This is a genomic window from Sulfitobacter delicatus (assembly GCF_900102535.1).
Lineage (GTDB): Bacteria > Pseudomonadota > Alphaproteobacteria > Rhodobacterales > Rhodobacteraceae > Sulfitobacter > Sulfitobacter delicatus.
Map to the genome: position 1 here is coordinate 141,259 of NZ_FNBP01000004.1, position 25,183 is coordinate 166,441.

At 60.2% G+C, this 25,183-nt stretch carries 25 protein-coding genes, 1 other RNA gene and 1 pseudogene; 14 read left to right on the forward strand and 13 right to left on the reverse strand.

Annotated features, from left to right (window positions below; genetic code table 11):
* Nucleotides 1-37: 37 nt before the first annotated feature.
* Both BLS57_RS09240 and BLS57_RS09245 read right to left on the reverse strand, forming a co-directional pair.
* Nucleotides 38-1,840 carry a phosphatidylglycerol lysyltransferase domain-containing protein gene (locus BLS57_RS09240; RefSeq protein ID WP_167356396.1) on the reverse strand — a complete coding sequence of 601 codons (1,803 nt, stop codon included), beginning with the start codon at nt 1,838-1,840 and terminating at the stop codon, nt 38-40.
* A gap of 232 nt (nt 1,841-2,072) precedes the next feature.
* On the reverse strand, nt 2,073-2,393 hold the full coding sequence (locus BLS57_RS09245) for a DUF1476 domain-containing protein (RefSeq protein ID WP_093741511.1): 321 nt from the start codon (nt 2,391-2,393) through the stop codon (nt 2,073-2,075).
* Between the two features lie 166 nt (nt 2,394-2,559).
* Between BLS57_RS09245 and purC the strand changes: the two genes are divergently transcribed.
* From purC to BLS57_RS09270, 5 genes are read left to right on the forward strand one after another with little or no spacing between them, the layout of a single operon-like run.
* Complete coding sequence (purC, locus tag BLS57_RS09250) at nt 2,560-3,321, forward strand: phosphoribosylaminoimidazolesuccinocarboxamide synthase (protein ID WP_093741513.1); 762 nt, start codon at nt 2,560-2,562, stop codon at nt 3,319-3,321.
* 47 nt (nt 3,322-3,368) lie between these two features.
* Nucleotides 3,369-3,599, forward strand: a complete 231-nt coding sequence (gene purS / locus BLS57_RS09255) for a phosphoribosylformylglycinamidine synthase subunit PurS (protein ID WP_093741515.1) — start codon at nt 3,369-3,371, stop codon at nt 3,597-3,599.
* Complete coding sequence (gene purQ, locus BLS57_RS09260; RefSeq protein WP_093741517.1) at nt 3,599-4,267, forward strand: phosphoribosylformylglycinamidine synthase subunit PurQ; 669 nt, start codon at nt 3,599-3,601, stop codon at nt 4,265-4,267. The genes purS and purQ overlap by 1 nt, the downstream gene beginning before the upstream one ends.
* Nucleotides 4,268-4,303: 36 nt before the next feature.
* On the forward strand, nt 4,304-6,064 hold the full coding sequence (locus tag BLS57_RS09265) for a sensor histidine kinase (protein ID WP_093741519.1): 1,761 nt from the start codon (nt 4,304-4,306) through the stop codon (nt 6,062-6,064).
* Nucleotides 6,065-6,068: 4 nt separating this feature from the next.
* On the forward strand, nt 6,069-7,403 hold the full coding sequence (locus BLS57_RS09270; protein ID WP_040701160.1) for a sigma-54-dependent transcriptional regulator: 1,335 nt from the start codon (nt 6,069-6,071) through the stop codon (nt 7,401-7,403).
* Between the two features lie 21 nt (nt 7,404-7,424).
* Here the strand turns inward: BLS57_RS09270 and BLS57_RS09275 are convergent, their stop codons facing one another.
* Nucleotides 7,425-7,715: a hypothetical protein gene (locus tag BLS57_RS09275; protein ID WP_093741521.1), complete on the reverse strand. Its 291-nt coding sequence runs from the start codon at nt 7,713-7,715 to the stop codon at nt 7,425-7,427.
* Nucleotides 7,716-8,266: 551 nt separating this feature from the next.
* Here BLS57_RS09275 and BLS57_RS09280 point away from each other — a divergent pair.
* Complete coding sequence (locus BLS57_RS09280) at nt 8,267-11,107, forward strand: Rne/Rng family ribonuclease (protein WP_093741523.1); 2,841 nt, start codon at nt 8,267-8,269, stop codon at nt 11,105-11,107.
* A 95-nt stretch (nt 11,108-11,202) separates the two neighbouring features.
* On the opposite strand, the gene BLS57_RS09285 is transcribed toward BLS57_RS09280, so the two are convergent.
* Nucleotides 11,203-11,430 carry a sulfurtransferase TusA family protein gene (locus BLS57_RS09285; protein WP_093741525.1) on the reverse strand — a complete coding sequence of 76 codons (228 nt, stop codon included), beginning with the start codon at nt 11,428-11,430 and terminating at the stop codon, nt 11,203-11,205.
* Between the two features lie 91 nt (nt 11,431-11,521).
* Here BLS57_RS09285 and BLS57_RS09290 point away from each other — a divergent pair, with 91 nt between their 5' ends.
* The 4 genes from BLS57_RS09290 (at nt 11,522) to BLS57_RS09305 (ending at nt 15,885) form a co-directional block, all read left to right on the forward strand.
* Nucleotides 11,522-12,274, forward strand: a complete 753-nt coding sequence (locus BLS57_RS09290) for a cytochrome c biogenesis CcdA family protein (protein ID WP_093741527.1) — start codon at nt 11,522-11,524, stop codon at nt 12,272-12,274.
* A 54-nt stretch (nt 12,275-12,328) separates the two neighbouring features.
* The gene (locus BLS57_RS09295; protein WP_093741530.1) at nt 12,329-13,573 is read left to right on the forward strand and encodes a hypothetical protein; all 1,245 of its coding nucleotides are present in this window, start codon (nt 12,329-12,331) and stop codon (nt 13,571-13,573) included.
* Entirely contained in the window at nt 13,570-14,922 is a 1,353-nt protein-coding gene (locus tag BLS57_RS09300) for a cytochrome P450 (protein WP_093741534.1), read from the forward strand. The genes BLS57_RS09295 and BLS57_RS09300 overlap by 4 nt, the downstream gene beginning before the upstream one ends.
* Before the next feature lie 69 nt (nt 14,923-14,991).
* The gene (locus BLS57_RS09305; RefSeq protein ID WP_093741536.1) at nt 14,992-15,885 is read left to right on the forward strand and encodes a fructose bisphosphate aldolase; all 894 of its coding nucleotides are present in this window, start codon (nt 14,992-14,994) and stop codon (nt 15,883-15,885) included.
* Nucleotides 15,886-15,933: 48 nt separating this feature from the next.
* Here the strand turns inward: BLS57_RS09305 and BLS57_RS09310 are convergent, their stop codons facing one another.
* From BLS57_RS09310 to BLS57_RS09350, 9 genes are all read right to left on the reverse strand, one after another.
* On the reverse strand, nt 15,934-16,161 hold the full coding sequence (locus BLS57_RS09310; RefSeq protein ID WP_093741538.1) for an N-(5'-phosphoribosyl)anthranilate isomerase: 228 nt from the start codon (nt 16,159-16,161) through the stop codon (nt 15,934-15,936).
* A gap of 15 nt (nt 16,162-16,176) precedes the next feature.
* Complete coding sequence (locus tag BLS57_RS09315; protein WP_093741539.1) at nt 16,177-16,404, reverse strand: ribbon-helix-helix domain-containing protein; 228 nt, start codon at nt 16,402-16,404, stop codon at nt 16,177-16,179.
* Nucleotides 16,401-16,577 (reverse strand): DUF4169 family protein, encoded by a 177-nt coding sequence (locus tag BLS57_RS09320; protein WP_067936542.1) that lies wholly within the window; start codon nt 16,575-16,577, stop codon nt 16,401-16,403. Before BLS57_RS09320 ends, BLS57_RS09315 begins: the two co-directional genes overlap by 4 nt.
* A complete protein-coding gene (fumC, locus tag BLS57_RS09325; RefSeq protein WP_093741541.1) occupies nt 16,574-17,965 on the reverse strand; it encodes a class II fumarate hydratase in 1,392 nt (463 codons plus the stop codon). Before fumC ends, BLS57_RS09320 begins: the two co-directional genes overlap by 4 nt.
* A gap of 93 nt (nt 17,966-18,058) precedes the next feature.
* Complete coding sequence (locus BLS57_RS09330) at nt 18,059-18,538, reverse strand: SspB family protein (protein ID WP_093741544.1); 480 nt, start codon at nt 18,536-18,538, stop codon at nt 18,059-18,061.
* Nucleotides 18,539-18,607: 69 nt separating this feature from the next.
* Nucleotides 18,608-19,855: a chromate efflux transporter gene (gene chrA, locus BLS57_RS09335; protein WP_093741547.1), complete on the reverse strand. Its 1,248-nt coding sequence runs from the start codon at nt 19,853-19,855 to the stop codon at nt 18,608-18,610.
* The gene (locus BLS57_RS09340; RefSeq protein WP_093741550.1) at nt 19,852-20,667 is read right to left on the reverse strand and encodes a chromate resistance protein ChrB domain-containing protein; all 816 of its coding nucleotides are present in this window, start codon (nt 20,665-20,667) and stop codon (nt 19,852-19,854) included. The genes chrA and BLS57_RS09340 overlap by 4 nt, the downstream gene beginning before the upstream one ends.
* A 149-nt stretch (nt 20,668-20,816) precedes the next feature.
* Nucleotides 20,817-21,164: a transfer-messenger RNA gene (ssrA, locus tag BLS57_RS09345) on the reverse strand.
* Nucleotides 21,165-21,311: 147 nt separating this feature from the next.
* Nucleotides 21,312-22,061 (reverse strand): FadR/GntR family transcriptional regulator, encoded by a 750-nt coding sequence (locus BLS57_RS09350; RefSeq protein WP_093741553.1) that lies wholly within the window; start codon nt 22,059-22,061, stop codon nt 21,312-21,314.
* A gap of 76 nt (nt 22,062-22,137) precedes the next feature.
* Here BLS57_RS09350 and BLS57_RS09355 point away from each other — a divergent pair, with 76 nt between their 5' ends.
* The 4 genes and pseudogenes from BLS57_RS09355 (at nt 22,138) to BLS57_RS09370 (ending at nt 25,166) form a co-directional block, all read left to right on the forward strand.
* Nucleotides 22,138-22,926, forward strand: a complete 789-nt coding sequence (locus BLS57_RS09355) for a DUF2182 domain-containing protein (protein ID WP_093741555.1) — start codon at nt 22,138-22,140, stop codon at nt 22,924-22,926.
* Between the two features lies 1 nt (nt 22,927).
* Nucleotides 22,928-23,563, forward strand: a complete 636-nt coding sequence (locus BLS57_RS09360) for a DUF1326 domain-containing protein (RefSeq protein WP_093741559.1) — start codon at nt 22,928-22,930, stop codon at nt 23,561-23,563.
* Nucleotides 23,564-23,679: 116 nt separating this feature from the next.
* Nucleotides 23,680-24,060, forward strand: a pseudogene (locus tag BLS57_RS09365) (DinB family protein); the annotation flags it as partial.
* Nucleotides 24,060-25,166 (forward strand): dimethylsulfoniopropionate demethylase, encoded by a 1,107-nt coding sequence (locus BLS57_RS09370; RefSeq protein ID WP_093741561.1) that lies wholly within the window; start codon nt 24,060-24,062, stop codon nt 25,164-25,166. The pseudogene BLS57_RS09365 and the gene BLS57_RS09370, both read left to right, overlap by 1 nt.
* Nucleotides 25,167-25,183: the final 17 nt, after the last annotated feature.

Sequence of the window (25,183 nt, forward strand, 5' to 3'; positions counted from 1 at the left end):
GGGTGCTCCTGAAAGGGGTGTTAGATTTCGCCTCATGTCACGATGCTATTATGGGGGCAACCTCATTATATTCATCTTCATTATGAGTATTGGCGGGTAGGCTAGGGCGATGCACCGCACGGGCGATGTCCAGCAGCGATAGCCACAGTGCGGTACGGCTCGGGGCCGCGGCGTAGAGCGGTTGCCAGCGGGGGGCAAAGCTGGCTTTGAACTGGCGCAGACCCGCGGCGTTGTGGCGTTTCGTGAGGACCCGCCAGATACGTCCGAGAAGGCCCCGTTGCAGTGCTGGCACCTCCGGCACAGCTGCGAGGCTGAGCCGAGGAACACGGGCCTCGGCGGCGGCGCGGATGGCTTGCTGCACTAAGACGTGCATGGTCCCGTCTGGCGCATTAAGGGTGCTGCGCATCAAGTCGAGGCACCATTCTTGCCGGGAGACGTGGAAACTCACGAACCCCAATAGGTCATCGGCGCGATAGGCCAGAAAGACATTCTGGGCGGCAATGTAGTCGGGGCAGAAACATCCCATCGTTCCAGCCCGAGCACCGCCGCGCTCTTCCTGCCACGCGGCGTCGATCTCAGTCATTGCAGCTAGGGGCAGTCTTGTTGCTCTGCATGTGGTGATGCCGGATTTCTCTGCCTGGCGCAGCTTGCGCCGCAGGCCGCGGCGTGAGGGAATGTTGAGGTCAAAATCCATCGGTGAGAGCACCGCCTCTTGCGCGAACCGCAAAACGTGCCAATGTGCCAGCCGCGCTGAAATTGCTGTGCGGGCGGTGATCTTGTAAAGGCAAGCCAGCCGGTTCTCTTTGCGCGCAGCTTGCCGCAGGGCGGGGAGCAAAGGCGTTACGCTCCCTGACAGAGGATCAAATAGGCCCACGCGTGTTTGACCTGCCGGCCATGTGGCGAGCGTGGCCTCGGCCACCTGTAACAACGCGCCGCCATTCTGACGGATCACGCCCACTTCGCTCCGCGGGGCAGCCTGCAGATCTGCCTCGCGTGGGGCCCGCCATTGCGTCCTGTTGAACGGCCTAGGTTGGGGGAAGGCGCAAAGCGCGAGGGCCAAAATCGCAGGCAGGGCGTAGTAAACCGCCCGGTAGAGCAAAATCGTGGCAAGCAGGTCGGGCGCGGGAACGTGCGGCAGGAGCGCGAGTAGGGAAAGTTCAAACGGTCCCACACCGCCGGGTGCTCCGGACAGGAGCGCCGCGCCGAGTGCAATAAGAAAGAGCGGAAAGAACGCGCCAAAGCCGAGGCCGTCGTTTGGGAGCAGCAAATAGAACGCCCCAGCGGCAGCCACAGTGTCCAGCGCCGCCCAAAGGACTATGCCTGCAACCGCTGGAAGGGTCGGCAGCGCAAATGTCATTCGACCGAACCGCAGAACCGGGGAGCGAAACAGAACCCATAGGAAGAGCAGAGCAGCCGCCAGAACGGTCATCGCGGGGAGAGCAGCACCGGAGGGTGCGGGGAGGGCAAGACATGCGACAGCGAGCAGGAAGGCCAGCGCGCCAAGGAACGACAGACACACAAACGCAGACAGGCGCAGCGCCATCGGCATGGTAAGCCCCGGCAGCATGCGCCAGCGCACCAGCGCCCCTGTTAGCAACCCAAAGCCAAGGGTCTGCGCCAGCGCCACAGCCGCGATTCCGCTGTTCCGGGCGGATTTCGCCTCTACGCCCGTTTGAAAATGCCGATGGGCAACGACATCATAGCGACCGACAGCCCAGAAGCTTAGCGCGCTCAGCACCACGGCGCCCAGTATTTGAAATGATGAAACCTGTTGCACGGTTGCGGCGATGCTACGGATGTCGGCCGGATCAATCTGGCCAGCCAGCAACCACAAAGTCACAACGCTGACGCCAAACGGAAGTCCCCACCTCAGACACCGGGCAACCACCCGCGGCCCCGGCACATTCGCATAACCCATATTCACCCCCAGCCTGCGCATCGGGACAAACTAGGAGGTTGGGGCGTTCAAACGGTTAAGACGCAGCGTTCTTAAAGCGGAAAACCCGCCGTTCTATGGGGGAACGATGGGCAAACTCTGTTCAATTTGAAGAAACGAATGTGGGAAACCGCTCTTAGCGGTCGGTTTCTTTCAGCAACTGTGCTTTGGCTTCCGCCATCAAAGACTGCATCTTGGTCCGGATGGTTGCCTCATCAGCTTTGTCACCCAGATCGCCAGAGACCTTCCGGTAAACATCTTCATCCCCGGCCTCTTCGAAATCCGATTTCACGACCTCCTTGGCGTAGTCCTCAGCATCGCTGCCGGATTTGCCCAAAAGGTCAGCGGCCCAGAGGCCCAGCAGTTTGTTGCGCCGCGCTTCGGCGCGAAACTGCATTTCGGCGTCGTGGGCGAATTTGCTTTCAAATGCGTTTTCGCGATCATCAAAGTTGCTCATGCTGGGCTCCGCTTGTTGGTAATGTCCTATCGATATGTGACCACGCTAACCTTTCCACAAGGGATGCGGCAATGGTTGCCGCCCGTGCTTGCAGCAGCAGGGTGCTTGCACTATGAGGAGCGCAAGCGGCGGGGATGTTCCCGGCCCCCTGTTGGAAAGGATGCCCATGGCCCGGCGCAACAAGATCTACGAAGGCAAGGCAAAGATCCTCTATGAAGGTCCCGAGCCTGGTACGATCGTTCAGTATTTCAAAGACGATGCCACCGCCTTTAACGCCGAGAAGAAAGCCACGATCGAGGGCAAGGGCGTGTTGAACAACCGCCTGTCCGAGTTCTTTATGACCGGGCTGAACAACATCGGCGTGCCGACGCATTTCATCAAACGTCTGAACATGCGTGAGCAGTTGGTGCGTCAGGTGGAGATCATTCCGCTGGAAGTGATCGTGCGCAACTACGCCGCGGGCTCCATGTCCAAGCGGCTGGGGATCGAAGAAGGCACGCAGCTGCCGCGCCCGATTGTTGAGTATTGCTACAAAGACGATGCGCTTGGTGATCCGTTGGTCACCGAAGAGCATATCGCCGCCTTTGGCTGGGCCAGCCAGCAAGATATGGACGACATCCTAAGCCTTGCGCTGCGGGTCAATGACTTCATGTCCGGCGTGATGATGGCCGTGGGCATCAAGCTGGTGGACTTCAAGATCGAGATCGGTCGCGTCTATGACGGTGACTTCCAGCGTCTGATCGTGGCCGATGAGATCAGCCCTGACAGCTGCCGTTTGTGGGACATCGAGACGGGCCAGAAGCTCGACAAAGACGTGTTCCGCCGCGATCTGGGCTCGCTCACCGATGCCTATACAGAAGTCGCCAAACGTCTGGGCGTTATGCCCAAAAACAATGCGCCGGTGACCAAGCCGACGTTGATCAACTAACGCGGCTTCGCCGTTCAATTGCAGATGTTACAAGGGGGTGTCGCGCCATGAAAGCACGGGTGCATGTGATGCTGAAGAACGGGGTGCTCGACCCTCAGGGTGAAGCGGTGCGCCACGCGCTCGGAGCCATGGGCTTTGACGGGGTGAACGGTGTGCGTCAGGGCAAGGTGATCGACCTTGACCTTGCCGAAGGCACGACAGAGGCCGATGTGACTGCCATGTGCGAAAAGCTTTTGGCCAATACGGTGATCGAATCCTATACGGTGGAGCTGGGCTGATGCATGCAGCGGTAGTCGTCTTTCCGGGGTCTAACTGTGACCGAGACCTTGCCGTGGCCTTTGAGGCTGCGGGTGCCAAAGTGTCGATGGTCTGGCACAAAGACAGTGAACTGCCCGAGGGCGTCGACATCGTGGGGGTTCCCGGTGGATTCTCCTATGGCGACTACCTGCGCTGCGGCGCCATTGCCGCCAATTCGCCGATCTGCCGCAGCGTGGCGGCGCATGCGAACCGGGGCGGCTATGTGCTCGGCATCTGCAATGGTTTTCAGGTCTTGACCGAAACCGGCCTGCTGCCGGGGGCGCTGCTGCGCAATGCGGGGCTGAAGTATATCTGCAAGACCGTGGGGCTCACAGTCGAGACCACCGCTAGCGATTATACCAGCGGCTATACTGCAGGTGAGGTGATCGATATTCCAATCGCCCACCACGACGGTAACTACTTTGCCGATGCCGACACCATTGCGCAGCTGCGCGGCGAAGACCGTGTGGCCTTTAGCTATGCCGAGAATCCCAATGGCGCGCAGGACGACATTGCTGGCATCTTGTCCGAGAACCGGCGCGTGCTGGGGATGATGCCGCATCCCGAGCGGGCGGCTGATCCGGTGCATGGCGGAACGGCCGGAGCGGCGCTCTTCCGCGCATTGACCGGGGCACTGGAAACCGCGTGACTTGAGTGCGTTGGCCGCAGGGCGTAGTCTGTGCGGATGACCGAGGCATCCCGCAATCTTCGCAGCAGCATGGCCGTATCCTGGCGGGTGCGGATTGCTATTGGCCTGCTGATGGTGCTTGCCGTGGTGACAATTTCGGTCACCAATAAGCTACTGACTGACCGTTTTACTGAAAGCACCCGCAACCGGGCCGAACTGCGGATCGCGCTTTATAGCGGTAACCTGCTGGCTGAATTGCGCCAGAACGCCATCGTGCCGCAACTGCTCGCGCGCGATCCCACGCTGATCGGCGCCCTGCAATCCGCGGATTATTCGCTTTCGACACAACGTCTTATCTCTTTTGTCGAGGAGATCGGCGCGGCCTCTTTGATGCTGTATGACATCGACGGGCGCACGGTGGCGGCAACCGACCGCAACAAACTGGGCTCGGCGCATAAGTCGGAACCCTATTTCGTAGATGCGATCCGTTCAAACGCGACCATATTTTCAACGATTGAGCGGGAGCAGGGCGGCTATCGTTTTCTTTACTCCCGACGCATTCAGTCGGGCGGCACGACCCTCGGGGTGATCGCCGTCGAAGTCGATCTTCAAAAGTTCGAACGTGCTTGGGCGGGCATTTCCGACGCCGTGATTGTAATGAACAGCACTGGTGAGATCATTCTCGCCACCGAACCCCGCTGGCGCGGCTTGACGGAACCCGAGGCCCTTTCCAATCACACGCCCCAAAGCGCCATTGAACGCGCCATTCAGGCGACTACCGATTGGACCGCACTGCCGCCTGACGCCTATCTGCAAGGCGAGGCCGTGATGCGCTTGGAAAGCCGCATTCCCTTCCGTGGTTGGCGCATGAGCAGCTACACCACCTATGCCTCGGTCCGAGAGCGTGTGAATGGGGTGCTGGCGTTAGAGGTGATGGGTTTTGCGATCCTGTTGGCGCTCGCGTTCTATTTCCTCAGCCGCCGCACAGCAGGACGTTTGGCAATTTTCCAGCGGGAATCGGCCAAGCTTCGGGCGTTGAACCTCGCGTTGCAGCGCGAGATTGCGGAGCGCAAACGGGTCCAGCAGACGCTTAAGGTCGCGGAACAGACACTTGAGCAGTCCTCGAAACTTGCGGCCTTGGGAGAGATGTCTGCCGCTGTGAGCCATGAGTTGAACCAGCCTCTCGCCGCGATGAAGACCTATCTCGCTGGCGCACGGCTGCTTTTGCACCGCAATCGGCAGGAAGAAGCGCTGTCTTCCTTTGGCCGTATCGACGATCTGATTGAGCGTATGGGCGCAATCACCCGGCAGCTAAAATCCTATGCCCGCAAGGGGCAGGAGGCTTTTTCGCCAGTGGACATGGGGGCCGCGCTGGCCTCGTCCCTGTCGATGATGGAGCCGCAGCTGCGCCAGCGTCAGGTTGAGATCAGCCGCATTCTGCCCGATATCCCCGTGATGGTGATGGGGGACCGGATGCGAATTGAACAGGTTTTGGTGAATTTGCTGCGGAACGCGCTAGATGCAACGAAATCGGAACGAAACCCTCAGGTAAACATTATACTATCAGCGGGGGAGACGGCGACATTGACGGTGCGCGACAATGGCCCGGGGATCGAGGATCTGGATGCGCTGTTCGAACCTTTCTACACGACCAAGCAGCCCGGCGATGGTGTTGGGCTGGGTCTTGCTATTTCTTCGGGGATCGTGAACGACCTCGGCGGACGGCTAACAGCGCGCAACGGCCAGAACGGTGGCGCTGTATTTGAAATGCAACTGCCTATATTGGCAGATGAAACGAAGATTGAAGCGGCGGAGTGAACGCATGGCTCAGGCAATGAAAATCGCGATTGTGGACGACGAACAGGACATGCGGCAGTCCATCAGCCAGTGGCTGGCCCTGTCAGGCTATGACACGGAAACCTTTGGTAGCGCCGAAGATGCGCTGAAGACTCTTGGTCCCGATTATCCGGGTATCGTCATCTCGGACATCAAAATGCCGGGCATGGACGGGATGCAGTTCCTGAAGAAACTGATGGGGAGCGACTCGGCCCTGCCGGTCATCATGATTACTGGCCATGGCGATGTGCCGATGGCGGTGGAAGCGATGCGGGTCGGTGCGTTTGATTTTCTTGAAAAGCCCTTCAACCCAGACCGCATGAGTGAGTTGGCCAAGAAAGCCACCAATGCACGCCGTCTGGTGATGGACAACCGCGCCTTGCGGCGTGAGTTGTCGGATGGTGGTCAGCTGATGAAAAAGCTGATCGGCCAGTCGCCCGTGATGGAACGGCTGCGTGAGGATATCCTTGATCTTGGGCAGGCCGATGGGCATGTGCTAATCGACGGTGAGACAGGCACGGGCAAGACGCTTGTTGCTCACGCGTTGCACGCCGTTGGCAGCCGGGCAGGGAAGAAGTTCGTGCTTGTCTCCTGTGGCGCCTTGGAAGAAGACGCGCTGGCCAAGCGGCTTTTTGGCCCGATGCAGCCCGAAGACGCGCAACTGCCCGCGATCGAAGAAGCGCGGGGCGGTACGTTGGTGTTGGAAGACATCGAAGCCCTTTCCGAGAGCCTTCAGGCGCGTTTGCTCAGTGCGATCAACGAACAGGGCACCCCGGCAGAGACGCGGATTGTAGCGATCTCAAACCTGCAAGAAGCGGGCCGCACGTCGGAAGACGCGCTGCGCTCCGACCTGTTCTATCGCCTCGCGGCCCTGCGGATCACCGTGCCGCCTCTGCGCCAACGCGGCGAAGACATTCTGACGCTCTTCACCCGCCTCAGTGATCAGTTTGCAGACGAATACGGCTGCGACGCGCCACAGGTGTCGGCGCAAGAAGCGGCTCAATTGTTGCAGGCCCCATGGCCCGGCAATGTGCGTCAGCTGATTAATGTCGCTGAACGCGCGGTGCTACAGTCGCGCCGGGGGTCGGGGACCATCGCCTCGCTGCTCATGAGCGATCATGACGAGATGCAGCCGGTGATGACCACCGAGGGCAAGCCGCTCAAGGAATATGTCGAAGCTTTCGAGCGCATGTTGATCGACAACACCATGCGCCGACACAAGGGCTCCATCGCAAGCGTGATGGACGAGCTTTGTCTACCGCGCCGGACGCTGAACGAAAAAATGGCGAAATACGGTTTACAGCGGTCAGATTACCTCTGACCGCCGGAGGCAGCGCGGTGCTTAGCCGCTGCGCTGCTCTACGATCTCAATCGCCTTACCACTTTGATCGGTAATGCACGCCCAGCTTCCGCCACCCGGCACATCGACGATATGGCGGTAGAGCTCGACCACTGGCCGCGTTTTATTGATCGTCACGCCTGAGACGCCAGTTTCCTTACCCACAGCCGCCAGACAGCTTTTCTGACCCCGGAGATCGGCCAATGCGGTCGGATCATCCGCGACCGCGATCTCGTCACAGGCGGCAACGCCTAAAAGGGCAAGGCAGAGCGCGGGGCGCAGGAGGTATTTCATAGGTCACGGTCCTTTGGAACTGGCGGCCACAACACGGCGCCGGGCAATGTATCGGTATCACGTGGCAGCAGGCCTTGCGCGACAGGTTGAATGTTTCCAAGCCCATGCGCCTTGTCAACCGACCCAGACTATCGCGCATTTGAGTGTTGCCCTTTCGATTGACCATTGTGTTTCACCCCCAAAAGCCCTTAACTAGGCAGATAAGTCTCGCGCCGCCCGACAGGCCCGTAGGGACTTTGACAGTTTCGCTGCCGCGCCACTCCGACACCGGGGGGCAGGCAGACCGATTGGGCCGGCAACGGCCAAAGAACCGCTGATCTTCGCGAGGGTTTGCCCGGACGGAACGCAGCTAAATTAATGGATGCAAGCAGCATGCCTGCCTTGTATCGGAGAAGAACCGCGATGACGCGCGCAGATGCTCAGAGCAGACAGACCGGGACCACGATTGGCCCCGCTGTTGCCGCGTCCTCCATCGCCCTGACAAGACACAGTTCTCAGCCCGAGGCGCCCCCCGGGGCCCTCCGTGCGCGGGTGCTGTGCATAATGGATCTATGTCTAAGAAAATGCTTATCGATGCCACCCACGCCGAGGAAACTCGCGTCGTGGTCGTGGATGGAAACAAGGTCGAAGAATTCGATTTTGAGTCTGAGAACAAACGCCAGCTAGCTGGCAATATCTATCTCGCTAAGGTTACCCGCGTTGAGCCGTCGCTTCAGGCAGCTTTTGTGGACTACGGCGGCAACCGCCACGGTTTCCTCGCCTTTTCGGAAATTCACCCCGATTACTATCAGATTCCCGTAGCCGACCGTCAGGCGCTGCTGGAAGAAGAGCGCGCCTATGCTGAGGCACAGGCCGCCAAGGATGAAGAAGACGAGAAGCCCAAGCGCTCCCGTTCGCGTTCGCGTAGCCGGTCCAAGAGCCAAGCGGCTGAGACCAAGCGCGATGACGCTGTAGCGACAGCCGAAGTAGCTGACGAGACCAGCGATCAAATCGCGGGTATGGAGACGGTTGACCTCGACAGTGAGGAAGGCAGCTCGCCCATGGAGCGGGTTGCGGAAACTCCGGTTGAGGAGCCCGAAACGAATGATGAAGCCAGTGCGGCTTCCGATGCTCCTGCGTCTGACACTTCGGACGACAGCAATGATGACGACAGCGACGACGCCGAGAGCAGTGATGCCACGGCGAAGGACGATTCCATCGAATCCGTCGCCGATGAGGATGACAGCGAAGACATCCGCCCAGTGCGCAAACCGCGCCCGCGTCGCTATAAGATCCAAGAAGTTATCAAGGTCCGCCAGATCCTGCTGGTGCAGGTTGTTAAAGAAGAACGCGGCAACAAGGGTGCGGCGCTGACCACATACCTGAGCCTCGCTGGCCGTTACTGCGTGTTGATGCCAAATACCGCGCGCGGCGGTGGCATCTCTCGCAAGATCACCAACGCAGCGGACCGTAAGAAACTCAAAGAAATTGCGACTGAGATCGAAGTGCCGAAGGGCGCGGGCCTCATTGTGCGCACGGCGGGTGCCAAACGCACTAAGGCCGAGATCAAGCGCGACTACGAATATCTCCAGCGTCTTTGGGAGCAGATCCGCGAGCTGACGCTGAAGTCCATCGCGCCTGCCAAGATTTACGAAGAAGGCGACCTGATCAAACGCTCGATCCGCGACCTCTACAACCGCGAGATTGACGAAATCCACGTCGAGGGCGAGCGCGGCTACCGCATCGCCAAGGACTTCATGAAAATGATCATGCCGTCCCACGCCAAGAACGTGAAGCTTTACAATGAGACCCTGCCGCTCTTCGCCCGTTATCAGGTTGAAAGCTACCTCTCGGGCATGTTCAACCCGACGGTCCAACTGCCCTCGGGCGGCTATATCGTAATCGGCGTGACCGAAGCGCTGGTGGCGATTGACGTGAACTCGGGCCGGGCCACCAAAGAAGGCTCGATCGAGCAGACCGCGACCAAGACCAACCTTGAGGCCGCCGCCGAAGTGGCGCGCCAGCTGCGTCTGCGTGACCTCGCGGGCCTGATTGTCATCGACTTCATCGACATGGACGAGCGCAAGAACAACGCCGCCGTCGAAAAGATGATGAAAGACAAGCTCAAGACCGACCGTGCGCGCATTCAAGTGGGCCGCATCTCGGGCTTTGGCCTGATGGAAATGTCGCGCCAGCGTCTGCGTCCTGGCATGATCGAGGCGACGACCCAGCCGTGCCATGCTTGCCACGGCACCGGTCTGGTCCGTTCGGACGACAACCTTGCGCTGTCGATCATCCGCCAGATCGAAGAAGAAGGCACCCGCCGCCGTTCACGCGAAGTGCTGGTGCGTGCGCCTGTCGGCATCGCCAACTTCTTGATGAACCAAAAACGCGAGCATATCGCTAATATCGAAATGCGCTACGGGATGTCGGTGCGGATCGAAGGCGATCCTGCGCTTGTGAGCCCGGATTTCAGCATCGAGAAGTTCAAGACCGCCACGCGGGTTGTGCCGCCTGTGTCGGATCACGTCGTTTCGGTCGATACATCGCTGATGGATCAGATTGACGAAGACGAGAGCGCTGCAGCCGCGGCGGAGAGCGAAGAAGCGCCTGCGGCAGAGGACGCCAGCGTTTCCGAGAATGGCAATGCCAACAACGCTAACGGAAATGGCGAGGAAGGCGAAGGCAAGTCCAAGCGCCGCCGTCGCCGTCGTCGCAGCCGCGGTGGCCGTGGCCGCTCGAACGGTGGCGATCAGCAGAACGGTGCGGAAGACCAGAACAACGGTCAGCAGCAGGAGACAGCCGGTTCGGAAGAAGCGGGTAAGGATCAGCCGGCAGAGGGTGCGGAAGCGGCTCAGGCTGAAACCGAAAACGCTCCGGCAGCCGAAGAAAAGCCGAAGCCCAAGTCTCGCAGCCGCTCGCGCAAGCCTAAAGCTGATGTGGCGCCCGAGGCTGAACCGGCTCCGGAAGCGCTTGCAGTAGCTGAGGGTGAAGAGCCGAAAGTTGCCTCTGAGGCTGAATCCGAAGAGGCGCCGAAGGCCAAGCCGAAGCGTAAACGGGCCAGCCGGGCCAAGAAGCCTGCTGTCGATGCGCCTGCGGAGGAAACTGCGGCAGAAGCTGCGACGACCGAAGAGGCCGCTGAGCCTGCGCCGAAGCCTAAGAGTCGTAGCCGGGCAAAGCCGAAGCCAGCAGAGCCGGTCGCGGAAGCGACGCCTGAGGCCACGACCGAAGCACCGGTGCAAGAGAGCGCCCCCGCTGCGGAAGAGGCCAAGCCGGAACCAACCCCGGAACCCGCCGCGGCTGAGACACCTGCTGCTGAAACCACGCCAGAGCCTGCCGCTGAGCAGGGGACGGGCGAACCCGCTGAGAAGCCCAAGCCGAAGCGCCGGGGCTGGTGGTCGCTTGGCGGCTAAGCCCCCTTAGAAAACGAAAAAACGGCGGGCCTTTGGGTCCGCCGTTTGCGTTTGGTGTTGGCAAATGTGAGTTGGCTTCGCTCAGCGGGGCGCGGTCATGCGCCTTTTGTGATGACGTAAAGCTCGGCCCCGTCTTCGACACGGCTGTCGGTTAATTCATGTCCGGCCTCGGAACAGAAATGCGGCACGTCGATCACGGCGGCGGGATCATCCGCGCGCATGTGCAATTGATCGCCCGGTGCCAAAGCGGCCAGCCTTTTGCGCGCTTTGAGGACGGGCAGGGGGCACAGCAGCCCGGTGGCGTCTAGTTTCTCAATCTTCATAGGGTCATTTAATCGAGCTCTTTCGCGAGGTCCACGATCTTGTGACAATATGGCAGGTGACGTCGCTGCTCTGCCGGTTTAGGACTTGGGCATGTTTGATATCAGCCTTCTCGACGCGGGGCTTCTGCCCGCCATGACCATCGCCCTGATCGCCGGGGTGTTCAGCTTTCTGTCGCCCTGCGTGCTGCCTATCGTGCCGCCCTATCTGGCCTATATGGGTGGAGTGTCGATCAATGATATGTCCAGCCAGCGCAGCGCGCGGCGACGGGCCATCGTCGCCGCGCTCTTCTTCGTGTTGGGGCTGAGCACGGTCTTTGTGCTGCTGGGTTTCACGGCCTCGGCATTCGGGATGTTCTTCCTGCAGAATCAGGCGCTCTTCGCTAAGATTTCCGGGGTCGTTATCATCGTCTTTGGTCTGCATTTCGTTGGCCTGTTCCGCATTCCCTTCCTCGACCAAGAAGCACGGTTGGACGCGGGCGACAAAGGCGGGTCAAGCTTCGGTGCCTATGTCTTGGGGCTGGCTTTTGCATTTGGCTGGACGCCCTGTATCGGTCCGCAACTCGGCGCGATCCTGTCGCTGGCGGCCAGCGAGGCTTCGGTGTCGCGCGGAACGATTCTGCTGGGTGTTTATGCAGCGGGTTTGGGCATTCCTTTCTTGCTGGCGGCGATGTTCATCACCCGCGCGATGACCGTGATGAACCGGATCAAACCGCATATGAAGCTTATCGAGCGGATTATGGGCGGGCTATTGATCCTCGTCGGGCTGGCCCTGTTGACAGGTGCCTTCACCACCTTTTCTTTCTGGCTGCTTGAGACTTTCCCGATCCTTTCCATGGTCGGGTAAAGCCTTATTCTTGCCCTGAATTGCGGCTAGACTGTGCCGGACAAGAGGTTCGGCATGAGCAACGATTCAGAGCAGACAGGTGAGGCGCGGGCGGTAAAGACACGCCGGGTGTTCTACATTCCCGGCTATGACCCTATTCACCCCCGCCGCTACCGCGAGCTTTACCGCAAAGAGGGTGCAGCGCAGGCGGAGATCTCTGGCTACGAGATCGGGCTGAAGCCGAAAGCGGGCAAGGGCAACTACGGCTGGAATGTCGCGGCGAAGATCGACGGGGCCGAAGTGACTTCTCAGGTAGAGGTGCTCGTCTGGTCTGACATCGTGCGCGAGAGCATGAGCAATTCGATCCCCGCGACGTACTGGCAATTGCTGCGCACGGCTTGGGTCTATATCGGCTCCGGTGCGCTTTGGCGGCTCATGCGGCTGCGCAAGGGACCGGTGATTGCGGCACTTTATCCGGTGGGCATGCTGATCTTGCAAGCATTGCTGGCGCTGATGGTGGCGGTGGTGACCTATCGTTTGCTTGGAATGCTGAGCGATCATTGGACGGCACGTGCGCTCTTTGCTGGCGTGGGCGTGGGGCTGGTCGTGATGCTGTTGCGTTGGTTTAAGAGAAAGGACGGAAAGTTCTTCGCCTACTATCTGATGCATGACTACGCCTATTCGGCGGCCACGCGGGGCGCAAACCCGCCGGAGTTGGAAGAGCGGATGGCGCGCTTTGGCGATGATATCGCTGCGGCTTTGGCAGAGGACGTGGATGAAGTTCTTGTCGTTGGCCATTCTTCGGGAGCGCATTTGGGCGTGTCGGTTCTGGCTGATCTAATCCGTGCGGGCAGGGTGCCTGAGGACGGGCCGGCGTTGGGGTTCCTTTCCTTGGGGCAGGTGGTGCCGATGGTGTCGTTCCTGTCTGAGGCCACACGGCTCCGCGCCGATCTGGCCTATCTCTCCGCACGGGACGAGCTGGCCTGCTGGGTGGACGTCACAGCGCCCGGCGATGGCTGCGCCTTTGCGCTATGCGATCCGGTCTCGGTGTCCGGTGTCGCGCCAGAGGGCAAGCGCTGGCCGCTCGTCTTCTCGGCAGCCTTCACCCAGACCCTCAGCCCCGAACGCTGGAAGGCGCTGCGCTGGCGGTTCTTTCGCCTGCACTTCCAGTATCTCTGTGCCTTTGACCGGCCCCGCGACTACGATTATTTTCAGATCACAGCCGGCCCGCAGACCCTGGCTGCCCGCTACGACGGGCGGCCTGCGTCAAAATCGCGGATCGACCATGCGGTCAGCAAGTTCACCTCTGTCGCCGCATGAGCCAGCCGCCCAAGCCTCCCGCGCGGCCTGACCGCGTCTCGCTCTGGCGCTATGCCAAGCTGTTTCGTGAAGACATCCTCTCTGCGCAGCCCGCACGGCTCTATCGGGCGTGGATGGCTGAGTTCAAGACGCCGTTCTTCCGCAGCTATTTGATGAACCAGCCTGAGCTGGTGAAGACTGTGTTGAAGGACCGTCCTGATGACTTCCCGAAGTCTGATCGCATTGGTGAGGGGCTGCGCCCCTTGCTCGGCAACTCGGTCTTCCTGACCAATGGTGAGACGTGGAAACGCCAGCGACGCATTATCGATCCGGCGTTTGAGGGTGGTCGTCTGCGTGAGACCTTTCCCGCGATGTGGGACGCTGCAGAGGCCACCGCTGCACGGCTCGAAGGACAAGCAGGGCAGGTTATCGAGATCGAGGCCGAGACCAGCCATGCGGCAGCGGATGTAATTTTTCGGACGCTGTTCTCGCTGCCCATCGAGCATGAAGTCGCCCGGGCCGTTTTCGACGAGTTCCGTAACTACCAGCGCAGCCAGCCGATCTTGAACCTCGGAGCCTTTCTGCCGCTTCCGCGCTGGATGCCTCGGCTGTTCCGGAAGGACACCCGTGCCAGCGCTGCGCGGATCAGGGCGCTTATTACCGAGCTGACACGTGACCGCATGGCGCAGATCGAAGCAGGCACCGCGCCGGATGACCTCGCGACCAAGATCATGACGCAGGCCGATCCGGTGACGGGCGAGACTTTCGACACTGAAGAGATGGTCGACCAAGTGGCGATCTTTTTCCTCGCCGGGCATGAGACCAGCGCCTCGGCGCTTGCTTGGGCGCTCTATCTGGTCGCGACGCATCCCGAGTGGCAGGAGCGTTTGGCCGAGGAGGCTCAGGCGCTCGACGATTGCGATTTTGCCGTGATGTCAAAGCTTAAGCTCAGCCGCGATGTATTCCGGGAGGCGCTGCGGCTTTATCCCCCGGTGCCGATGATGGTGCGCGAAACCACCTGTCCGGAGCAGTTTCGTGACCGCGAAGTTAAACCGGGCGCGCAACTGGTCCTGAGCCCGTGGCACCTGCATCGGCATGAACGGCTCTGGGACAATCCGGATGGGTTCGACCCCACACGTTGGCAAAGTGAAAATGGCAAGAAATGTCAGCGCGAGGCTTACATTCCGTTTTCCTCTGGCCCACGCGTCTGCACCGGGGCGGGCTTTGCCATGGTGGAAGGGCCGTTGATCCTCTCGCGTATCTTGCGGGACTTTCAAGTGACTGCGCAGTCGGACCGCGTGCCGGTCCCGGTGGCACATCTGACCGTGCGGTCAGATAAGGGCATTTGGTTAGCGCTATCAAAGCGCTAGCTTCTATCATCGCCGTTGGCTTTCAATTAGAAACGCTGCAAACGGAATCAGAAACAGGATGTGGATCACATGGGCTACGACAAGGCGCAATTTGACCAAATGGGCAACGGCAAGGGCTTCATCGCGGCGCTTGATCAATCGGGCGGGTCCACCCCCAAGGCGCTGAGCCTTTATGGCGTGGAGCCGGGCGATTACAACGGCGATGAAGAAATGTTCAAAGCCGTGCATGACATGCGCGCACGGATCATTCTGGCGGATGATTTCACCTCGGAAAAGGTGATTGGCGCGATCCTTTTTGAGCGGACCATGGATGATGAGATCAACGGCAAGCCCGTCGCACAGTTGCTGTGGGAAGACCGTGGCGTCGTGCCTTTTTTGAAGATTGACAAGGGCTTGGAAGAGACCAACAACGGCGTTCAAATGCTGAAGCCGATCATGGAGATCGACGATCTGCTGGCGCGTGCGGTGAAGAAGGGCATCTTTGGCACCAAGGAGCGTTCAGTCATCCACGAGGCCAATGAGAACGGGATCGCCGCCGTGGTGGCGCAGCAGTTCGAGCTTGCCCGTCAGGTCTGTGCCGCAGGTCTGGTGCCGATCATTGAGCCTGAGGTGAACATCCATTCTGACAGCAAGGCCGAAGCAGAAGACATTCTGTTCGCCGAGTTGCAAAAGAACCTTGATGCGCTGCCTGAGGGTGAGATGGTCATGCTGAAGCTGACCCTGCCGAGCAAGGCCGGGCTTTATGACGATTTGGCCGACCATGACAATGTGCTGCGCGTTGTGGCGCTGTCGGGCGGCTATTCGACGGCTGAGGCTTGTGAGCTTTTGGGCAAGAACCCGAAGATGATCGCCAGCTTCTCGCGGGCCTTGACGGAAGGGTTGAACGTTAAGATGTCTGACCAAGAGTTTAACGATGCGCTCGGTCAGAATATCGACAAGATTTATCAAGCCTCGATCGCTTGAACGGAATTTTTTGAAAATTCCGGGGCCGTTTTCTTTTCAAGAAAACGGCTAGGCGAGGCGGCGGATGGGCTCACGGTTGCAGAATATGATGACCTGTCCGGCGTTCTCAACCGCTTGATAGCCGCGGCGCTTCAATTCTGCCTCGAACGCGCCGCGGCCAACGAACTTTTCAATATCCCGCGCCTTGCGGCGAATGACCTGCCCCTTGATGGCAGCGCGGGATGAAAAGATGTCATTCAGCCAAATGGCAGGGCAGAGGGGCGAAGCGTAGGTCATACTCGCAGCCTAGCGTCAGCTTGGTAAACGTTCTTTTAATGCACGGAGCACGAAGAGACGGATCGCGCTGGCAAGGCCGAGGTCGAGGCCGCGTTCGGCGTCAATTTCAGCGACCAGCGCATTGATCGGCATGTTTCGCGCAGCCGCGATGGCGCGGAACTCATTCCAAAATTCATCTTCGAGCGAAATGGAGGTCCGGTGACCCCGAAGGGTCACCGAATGTTTGCGGGGCCGCGCGCTCATGTCTCGCGCTTATGCGCTTCCAGATTGCGGGCGATCTGCTCGGCGCGGGCCTTGAGCGCGTCTTTCTGCGCTTTGGTCTGGCCAAAGCCCACGGCATTTTCATTCGCGCGGGCTTTGCGGGACGAACGGTCCCGCTCTTTCTTCACCTTGTTGAGGTTGATGGGCGCACTCATTTTGGTCCGATCATATTCTCGGGCCGCACGACCCGTTCAAAGGTTTCGGCATCCACGAAGCCCAGTGCGATGGCTTCTTCTTTGAGCGTGGTGCCGTTTTTATGCGCGGTCTTGGCGACCTTCGTGGCATTGTCATAGCCGATTTCGGGCGCCAGTGCTGTCACCAACATCAGCGACTCGCGCATCAGTTTTTCGATCCGGTCCGCGTCGGCTTTCAGGTCAACCACCAGATTGTCGGTGAAGGCCGAGGCCGCGTCACCCAGCAGTTGCATGGACTGGAGCACGTTATAGGCCATCATCGGCTTGTAGACGTTGAGCTCGAAATGGCCCTGCGATCCGGCGAAACCGACGGCGGCGTCATTGCCCATGACGTGGATGCAGACCTGCGTCAGCGCCTCGCACTGCGTGGGGTTCACCTTGCCCGGCATGATGGAAGAGCCCGGCTCGTTCTCGGGCAGGATCAATTCGCCCAAACCGCAGCGCGGGCCGGAGCCCAGCAGGCGAATGTCATTCGCAATTTTGAACAGGCTGGCAGATACCGTTTTCAGCGCGCCCGAGATCTCGACCATGGCGTCATGGGCGGCGAGCGCTTCGAACTTGTTTGGCGCGGTGACGAAGGGCAGGCCGGTGATCTCGGCCATGTTATGCGCCACGGTTTCGGCCCAGCCTTTCTTGGTGTTGAGCCCGGTGCCGACGGCGGTGCCGCCCTGCGCCAACTCATAGATGCGGCCAAGCGCGTCGCGCACGCGGGCGATGCTCATGGCGACCTGATGGGTGTAGCCAGAGAACTCTTGGCTCAGCGTCAGGGGCGTCGCATCCTGGGTGTGGGTGCGGCCAATCTTGATGATGCCGTCGAATTCCTCGACCTTTTGTTGCAGCGCGCCGTGCAGCTTTTCCAGCCCCGGCAGCAGCACGTCGCGGGCGGTCATCGCGGTGGCGATATGCATGGCGGTTGGGAAAGTGTCGTTGGACGATTGGCCCATGTTGCAGTGGTCGTTGGGGTGGACCGGGTCTTTGCTGCCGATGGTGCCGCCCATGAGCTCGATCGCGCGGTTGGCGATGACTTCATTGGCGTTCATGTTGGACTGGGTGCCGGAGCCGGTCTGCCAGACCACCAGCGGGAAGTTGTCGTCGAACTTGCCCTCAAAGACTTCGCCAGCGGCCTGAATGATCGCCTTGCCGCGTTCTTCGTCCAGCGAGCCCTGGGCCACATTGGCCTGCGCGCAGGCTTTCTTGATCACGCCAAGCGCACGCACAATGGCGATGGGCTGCTTTTCCCAACCAATCGGGAAATTGATGATCGAGCGCTGCGTCTGCGCGCCCCAGTATTTGTCGGAAGGGACCTCAAGCGGGCCAAAGCTGTCGGTTTCGGTGCGGGTATCGGCCATTATGCGGCTCCTGCTGTGACGTATCTATTGCCCAGCGGTTTACCCGCGCCGCGACGGCGGCGCAATGCAGGGTTGGCGCTAACGGCGTTGTGGTTACTTGCGGAACGAGTCGAGCGAGACGATCTCGGCGTCCTTGGCGGGCTCTTCGGCCACTTCCAACTCGGCCTCGTCGGTCTGCTTTAGCGTCTCGACGTCATCCTCTTCCGCGTCTTCTTCGCTTTCCTGCTGTTCAAACCGCAGGCCGAATTCGACCGAGGGGTCTACAAAGGTGCGGATCGCGTCGTAAGGAATGTAAAGCGGCTCGGGCGCATCACCGAAGTTCAGCGTGACGGCGAACCCCTCCTCAGAGACCTCAAGCCCATCGTACCAATGCTGCATAACCACGGTCATTTCGCCGGGATAACGGTCCGACAACCAGTCGGCCAATTCGGCATCTGGGTGTGAGGTGTCGAAGGTGATGAAGAAATGATGATTCCCCGGCAGGCCGTTGTCAGACACGTCCAGCAAGACCTTGCGGATCAGTCCCCGCATGGCTTCGTGCATCAGGTTGCCGTAATCGATGCTGCGGCTCATTCTTCTCTCCGTCCGGGTAAGGCAAGGGCAGCATAGCCCATTCACAGGCGAGTGAAAGGGGGCGCGATGCTAAATTGCGTTAACGCCGAGGGCGAGCAGTGCGAGCAGGATCATGGTCTCTACAAATCCGCGTCTCAGGCCGAGCATCAGGACGGCGGCCACGACCGTTAGCAAAGCGGCGGTGAGGTTAAAGCTCGCGGGGTCCGGGGCGGGCAGGGAGAGAAAACCGCTGCTGTCCACACGATCAAAGAGTACATGCAGGGCGAACCAAACCGAGAGGTTGGCGATCACCCCAACCACAGCGGCGGTGATCGCACGCAGGGCGCCTGAGATCCGGGGCTGGGCAGAAAGGGCTTCGAGATAGGGTCCTGCGAGGAATATCCACAGAAAACAGGGCGTAAAGGTTACCCAAAGCGCCACCATTCCCGCGGCAAGCGCTCCAACGGGTCCGCTTTCGGCAAAACCGGCCAGCATGGCCACGAACTGTGTGACAAGGATCAGGGGGCCGGGCGTGGTCTCGGCCAAGCCGAGCGCGTCGATCATCTGATCGGTATTGATCCAACCAAAATCCTGCACCACAGTTTGGGTCATATAGGCAAGCACGGCATAGGCGCCGCCAAAGGTGACCACCGCGAGTTTGGAGAAGAACAGACCAAGTTGTAGCAGGAAGTCATTGCCGAGCAATGCCAGCACGACGAGCGGCATGGCCCATAGTGTGCCCCAGATCAGCAGGGTGCGCAGGCTCCGCGCCTTTGGGGCAGGTGTAACCTCTGGCTCATGGGTGTCGACCTGCCCCCTGACCATACCAATGGCACCGGCGGTCAGGATGATGAGGGGGAAAGGCAGGCCAAAGATGAAGAGCGCTATGAAGGAGGCCAGCGCAAGCGTCCATCCCAGCCGCCCGTGCAGAGCCTTCCGCGCGACCTTCATAAGCGCTTGAAAGACGACGACAATCACTGCGGCTTTGATCCCGAGAAACGCCGTCTGCACCAGCGGCAGCTGCCCGTACCACGCGTAAAGCAGCGCCAGAACAGCGATAAATATCGCTCCTGGCACGACAAAGAGCAGCCCACCCAGCAAGCCGCCTGCAACACCCCGCAAGCGCCACCCTGCATAGGTTGCAAGTTGCATGGCCTCGGGCCCCGGCAGCAGCATGCAGAGCGACAGGGCCCGCAGGTAGGTTTGCTCGGTCAGCCAAGGTCGGTCTTCGACCAGCTCGCGGTGCATCACGGCAATCTGGGCGGCTGGCCCGCCGAAAGACATGAGGCCGATCCGTCCAAAGACGCGGGTCATTTCGGGCCATGTGGGCTGGCTCATTGTGCGCGGCCCGCGGGCCAATCATGGGTCTCGCCCCCACCATCCCGCGCCCAGCGGTAGAGCGCGTCGTAAAGCACCATGCCAGCCTCCAACTGTGCCAGGTCATCGCGGTATTGGCGGGACAGGCCGACCGAGATTGCGAGCAGGCCCGCTGCTTCTGGAGTAAGGTCATGTCGGTTGGTATCTGCGCCACGCACAACGGTAGCAAGTCGTTCAAGCGCTTGGGTTTGCAAGTTAAATTCGGTCAGCATGGTGTCAAATGTACATGTCTCTCCGCGGTGGGACCAGTGGACGTCCTCAATGTCAAAAGGCGTGGCGTCGAACTTTTCGGCGACGGCCAGGACCTGATCTGGCGCGACGAACAGGAACCGCGCGTCCGTATCCACAAAGCGCCGGATCAGCCAAGGGCAGGCGATGCGATCAATCTTTGGCCGGTGGCGCGTGACCCAAAGCCTCGCGCCGTCTTGTAACGGGGGCAGGGCGTCGAACGGAATGCGCGGCGCCTCCGGCAAATCCCGCCAGCCGTACATACCGCCGGAGAGATACTCTGCACTGATACCGTCTGCGCGGAGCCGTGCCGCAAGCCCTTGGCTCAGCTTTAGCCCGCGCTGGCAGACAACGATGCACGACCGGCCCGCAAGTCTTTGTTTCAAAGATTCCATATCGTCATGGGAATGGCGGAAAGAGCCGGGGATTAGATAGGGGTCTTCGGCGAAATCGGGATCAATGCAGACATCCACGGTTACCGGCGCATCGGGAGTTCCGATCAGGCGCAGAAGCTGGGCGGGGGTGATCTCATTTGGGGCAGGCATGGGGCATCCTTTGCTCTCGTAACAGGATGCGATCCTCGGGCCTGAGCCTCACGGGGCAATCGCGGACCCCATGTATCTGGGGATAGACCGCAAGCGCGGCTTGGTCAAGCATCCGGGGAATTCATGATCAGCGTTGAGAGGGGGGGGTAAGTGCAGGTTTCTGTTGCCAGGTACCTGCGAACCCCGCCTTAAGCTGCAAAGCCTAAGGACTTAGATTTCAGTCGCTGAAACCGCTTACGCGGCCATCGCAACTGGAGCACGATTGTCATTTGCAATTGTACATTTTGTACCGATAACGGTGGTAACTCACCGAGACAAAGCAACCCCTTTAGACGTTCGTCGATCCTATTTCGGCCCCATGATCCCCAAATGAAGGATGATTGGTGGAGCCGCCGGGTACCGCCCCCGGGTCCGAACCGCTTATTACGAGCGCGTTTATGTCCATAGTCCCGAAGGACATCTCCAAAATAGGTCCAGAGGGGTAAAATTGCAAGGGCTAGGGCCGCGGAAAAATGCGCTTGAGCTGTGGTGTGTAAGGCGCTGTTAAGGTTGGGAATTAAGGGGACGTTAATTGTCACATCCTGTACACCAGGCGTGCACTGGCCGTACTGTGAGGCTGTTCGTCTGCACCAATCCGCAGCGGGTTAATCCGCCGTGCGGGGGGCCTGCGCAGCGGCGCGCGCAGCAAAGACGGCTTGGGCCAGCGATTGGGTCTCGGCTTCCAGCGCACTGAGACCGTTGGTTACGCCGGTCCCATCGCGTGCCTCGGCCGCATCGGCGATGTCTTTATGCAGAGCCACAATGCGGGCGCGGTCTCGGGCGGTGAAGGTGATCATATTCATCAGCGGCTGCATCGCCTCGACCGCCCCGGCCAATTGATAGCTCAGCACCGGATTGCCCGCGCCATCGACCAACGCCCGGTGAAAAGCCACGTCAGAGGCGCAGAAGGCCTCATCGGTTAGACCCGGCTGGGCTTGGCGGTGGATTTCGGCGCGCATGGTGGCGAGGTGGTCCGCACTGCGGCGCGTGGCAGAGAGCGGCGCACAGGCGCGCTCCAGCGCGTAGCGGGCCTCGCAGGCGGTCTCGAAGCTCACGGCGTTCATGGACAGAAGCAGCGTCGAAGTGGTGATCTGCTGGGCATAGGCGTCAGGGAAGCTTAGCCGGTTGACGAAAGCGCCGCCGGTGGCGCCGCGTTGCGTGCGGATCAGCGATTGGGCAGCAAGACGTTTCAGCGCTTCGCGCACCGTGGGACGAGAGACCTCAAACTGCTCGGACAGCTCCGCCTCAGACGGCAAACGCTGGTCAACGATCAGACGGCCTTCGACAATCGCATCGCGGATCGCAGCGGCGATCTGAGCGGAGAGATCGGCAGGGCTTTTCGGGTCAATCTTCATATGTCTTACATTTATTGTTTGCGGGGACTTTAAATGTCTGACATTAAATTCGCAAGAACTTGCAGGGGAGGGCAAGATGGCAGGGATGGTGCGATCCACAATGTGGCTGGGGTTTTTCGCCCTCGTGCTTGGCGCGTGGTGGATGATGTATTCCATGGCCATGCAGATGGACGTCGATCTGCTCGGCCGCCCCGGCGCGATGGGCGAGCGGATGCGCCAGATGGACCCCGGCATGGATATGTATATGCCCATGGCGCGGTTCTGGCCGCTTTTCATTATGTGGGGCGCGATGATGGCGGCGATGATGGTGCCCACGATGGTGCCGACGCTGCGCGCATACGAAGACCTGATCGCCTCGGCCAATGGTACGCGGACGGGCTGGCTGGCGGTGCTGGCGGGGTATTTCGCGGTCTGGCTGGCCTTTGCCGCCGGGATCGCCGGGCTGCAACTGCTGCTGCTCCATGCGGGCGTGATCGACATGCTGGGAATCGCCACGTCGCGCTGGACGGCGGCGGCGCTGCTGCTGGCTGTCGGCCTGTTCCAGCTCACCCGCGCCAAGGAGGTCTGCCACGGGGTGTGCCATTCGCCGATGATGTATTTCATGGGCAACTGGCGGCCCGGTGCGACGGGCGGCTTTCGCATGGGGCTGGGCCTTGGCGCCTTCTGCGCGGGCTGCTGTTGGGGCTTTATGCTGCTGGGCTTTGCGGGCGGGGTGATGAACCTTGCTTGGATGGGTCTGGCAACGCTTTTCATGGTGGTCGAGAAACTGCCGCAAATCGGACATTACGTCACAAAACCAATGGGTTTCGCCCTGATCCTCGGCGCTTTCGCCGTGGCGGGCTGGCCTATGATAACAGGAGGTTAATATGCCAAACAGAGAGATGACACCCGCCGATTGGGCGATCAAAGGCGAGCTTTTTTTGAACTGTTCCTGCGACGTTTTCTGCCCCTGTGTGGTGAGCCTTGGGGCGCATCTACCGACCGAAGGGCATTGCCATGCGTGGATGGGCATCGTGGTAGACGAAGGCCATTTTGAGGGCGAGGATCTGGCAGGGCTGAACATCGGTCTGCTGGTCGATATTCCGGGCCGTATGGGCGAGGGCAACTGGAAGGTCGCCGCTTATGTGGATGAGCGCGCGTCAGAGGCCGCTTATGACGGGCTGCTGAAGATCTTCTCGGGTGCGGCGGGTGGCACGACAGGGCTGTTTACCATGCTGGTGAGCGAGATCATCGGCGCGGAGCGTGCACCGGTCGAGATCATCCGCGACGGCAACCGTCGGGTCATCAACATCGGGCGCAAGATCAACGGTGAGATTGAGCTGCTTGCCGGGGCCGAGCCAGACCAGCCGGTGACGATCACCAACTCGAAATACTGGATGGGGCCGAATATCGTCGCGGCGCGCGGGGTGAAATCCAAGGTGCGTGATTATGGCCGGGTCTGGGATTTCGGCGGGAAATCAGCCGAGGTCTGCGCGATTGACTGGCAGGGGGCTGCGAAGTGATCACGCCGCAATATGCAGTGACGATGGCCAAATATAATACGTGGCAAAACAACCAGTTGCTGCCTATTGTTGAAGCGATGCCTGAGGCAATGTTAACCTAGGATCGAGGCGCCTTCTTTGGCTCGATCCTTGGCACGCTTAATCATTTGCTTTGGTGTGACCTCCTCTGGCTGTCGCGGTTTGATGCTGCGCAGCCCGTGCCTGAAGGAGCAGATGTAACTTTTTGCTCCGACGGAGCCTCTTGGCGCGAGGCGCGGGTGGCATGTGATGGGGTGATACGGGATTGGGCCGACACCCTGACACAGGCGCAGGTCGAAGCGGATTTATGCTGGTTTTCCGGCATCTTGCAACGCGACGTTGAAAAGCCGATGGCGGAGTGCATCCTTCATTTCTTTAACCATCAGACCCACCACCGGGGTCAGGTTCATGCAATGCTGACCGCCGCAGGACATGAGGCCCCGGTGACAGACCTGATCTTCATGCCGGAGACCTTCTAGTGGCAGAGCTTTCCCCTTCGCGACGCATCAGACGCACCCCATTTTCAGAGGGCGTCGAAGCGGCGGGGGTGAAGGCATATACCGTTTATAACCGCATGTTATTGCCAACTATTTTCGAAGGCACGGAAGCTGACTACCACCATCTGAAATCTGCCGTGCAGGTCTGGGACGTCGCCTGTGAGCGTCAGGTAGAGTTGCGCGGACCGGAGGCGGGCCGGTTGATGCAGATGCTGACACCGCGCGACCTGAGCGGGGTGGTGCCGGGGCAATGTGTCTATGTCCCGATCACCGATGAGACCGGGGGCATGTTGAACGACCCGTTGGCGGTGAAGTTGGCGGAGGACCGTTGGTCGATTTCGGTGGCCGACAGTGATTTATTGTTGTGGGTCAAAGGCCTATCGAACGGCTTTCGACTGGATGTACTGATTGATGAGTCGGATGTGAACCTGCTCGCAGTGCAGGGGCCGAAGGCGAATACGCTGATGGCGCGGGTCTTTGGCGATGCAGTTGCTGATCTGAAATTCTTTCGCTTCGGGCACTTCGAGTTCGAAGGACGCGAGATGGTGGTTTCGCGGTCAGGCTATTCCAAACAGGGTGGCTTCGAGATTTATGTCGAGGGGACAGAACTTGCCATGCCGCTGTGGCGGGCTCTGTTCGAGGCAGGTGCCGATCTGGACGTGCGGGCCGGCTGCCCAAACCTCATTGAGCGGATCGAGGGTGGATTGTTGAGTTATGGCAATGACATGACCGACGACAATACGCCCTATGAATGCGGGCTGGAGGCGCTGTGCAAGCCTGAGTTCGCGATTGGCTGCATCGGTCGTGACGCGTTGTTGCGGGTGGCGCAGACGGGGCCGGTGCAGCAGATTAGGCCGCTGGAGATCACCGGGGGCAAAGTGCCGCTTTGTGATCGGGCTTGGCGTTTGCTGGCGGGGGAGAAACGCGTGGGGCAGGTGACCTCGGCGGTCTGGTCGCCGGACTATGAGGTCAATGTGGCGATCGGCATGGTGCGGATGACGCATTGGGAGCCGGGGACAAAGCTGCAGGTCGAGACGCCAGAGGGGCGGTTTGACGTTCTGGTGCGTGAGAAGTTTTGGGCCCGATAGGCTCGGGTGAACTTAAG